This is a genomic window from Candidatus Infernicultor aquiphilus (assembly GCF_002784285.1).
GTDB classification, from domain to species: Bacteria; Atribacterota; Phoenicimicrobiia; order Phoenicimicrobiales; family Phoenicimicrobiaceae; genus Infernicultor; species Infernicultor aquiphilus.
In genome coordinates, this window is the sequence record NZ_PFKO01000177.1 from 1 (window position 1) to 1,853 (window position 1,853).

Consider the following 1,853-nt stretch of genomic DNA (forward strand, 5'->3'; position numbering starts at 1 on the left):
AATCTTAAATCATTCTTACCATATAGTCTTACTGCTTTTGTTTTCATTTTCCACCTCTTATTTATTTGCACCAGGGTATGGTTCTTCAAATTATAATATTACTTTAACATTATTTGCCCGCCAGTTACCGGAATAGCTTGTCCAGTTTCGTATTTTTGTTCTATTATATAAAAAATGGCCTTCATTACATCTTGACCAGTGCAACCTCTTTGCATAGGGACTTGCGATTCATAATATTTCTTGACCTCCTCTACGGTTTGAGCCTGAGGAACTTTTTTTGTTTTCAAGTATTGGACAAAGAGACCGGCTTTAGGATCAGACCAAAGCGGACCTTCAAAAAAATTACCTGGACAGATAGAATTCACTTTAATGTTGTCTTGAACAAGTTCTAAGGCAAAACTTTGAGTTAGTCCAATCCCTCCAAATTTACTTCCGGCATAAGCACTATTTTTATTCGATCCAGCTAAACCAGACTTAGAATTTATCTGAATAATGTCCGTATAATATTTATTATTGGGTCTATTCTGAAAAGCCATAATTTTAGAGACATACTTTGTACATAAAAAATAACCGAAATAATTTACTTTGGTTACCAAATTAAATATTTCCCTATCCATTTCCTTAATACTTCCAGCCCTTAATACCCCCGCATTACTGATGAAGATATCTATTCCTCCAGCCATTTTAATTACCTTAGAAACCAGAAGAGAAACTGATTTTTCATCTGAGACATCTACTTTTATAGGTAAGGCAGTAGTTCTTCTATAATACGAATTAAGTTCTTTAGCTAAAGCGGAGGCACCTTTAAAATTTAGATCAGCTATAAAAACTAAGCTGCCAAATTCTGTCAATCCTCTGACGATACTTTCTCCAAAACCTTGAGCCCCACCGGTAACCACCGCTATTTTATTTTTTACTACTTTATTTCTATCCTTCTTCTCCTTACTAATAGCTTCGGGAATTTTCTGAAAAGACTGGATATTTTTTTGCCATAAGGATTTTTTCTCCCCTATTAAATTACCCTTCGCAGGGAAATCAAAACTTATTAAAATAGCTTTTAAATATTCAGGGTAATCTCTTCTAGTAATTATACATTCATCATAAGTATTTCCTAAGAAAAATAGACCAATATTCTTAAGAATAACTGCCGGGGGTTCTTTTTTATATTTGGTGATATATTCTTTAAATCTTTCTATCGTTTTAATAACTATTTTGTTCTCCTGGTCTTTATTTTGGATATCTTTTATGTCCCCAATATCATCTAAGTATAAAGGCGAAAAATCTATTTTCTGAGTCATCAGCCGATTATAATTTTTTGGTTTAACTAAAAAATCAACTCTCTCTGGATTATCGGTAAAAAATATAATTTTACCTTTCTCTCCATCAAAAGTTAACCCTCGTAACAAAGGAGCGAGGATATTTATTATCGATTCATATTCCATATTTACCACCTTTTACTTATTAGAGTAAGATTATTAGTTAAAATCAGTTATCGTCTTAACTGATTATATAATTTTATAAACTAAAGGACAGCTTTTCTATTGTCTTTCCTGGATTATTCGCATCTATCTTTCTCCCCATCTCAGCATATATCTTTATCTTTTCTCTTAATGATTTCCCCTTAAGCAAAGGATTGCAATTATTAAATAGAGCATATTTTTCATTATGATTAGCTAATTTCTGGTGAGCTATTAAAGCCCAAGTCGCTTCCACCAAATTAGAGAATTCTGGTTTTAGAATTATCGGACAATGGAAAGATTGGCGAGAACTATTTATATCCACTCCGCTTATCTCCATTAAATCATATTTCCGGCAAATTCTTTGTAATCGCTGCAGTTGAGCGAAGGTATTCC

Annotated in this window: 1 protein-coding gene and 1 pseudogene; both read right to left on the minus strand. The window is 32.6% G+C overall.

The window, feature by feature from the left end; all coding sequences use genetic code 11:
- Positions 1 to 98: 98 nt before the first annotated feature.
- Entirely contained in the window at positions 99 to 1,442 is a 1,344-nt protein-coding gene (locus COZ07_RS04935) for an SDR family NAD(P)-dependent oxidoreductase (protein ID WP_406607474.1), read from the minus strand.
- 73 nt (positions 1,443 to 1,515) lie between these two features.
- A pseudogene (locus COZ07_RS04940) lies at positions 1,516 to 1,853 on the minus strand (PHP domain-containing protein); the annotation flags it as partial.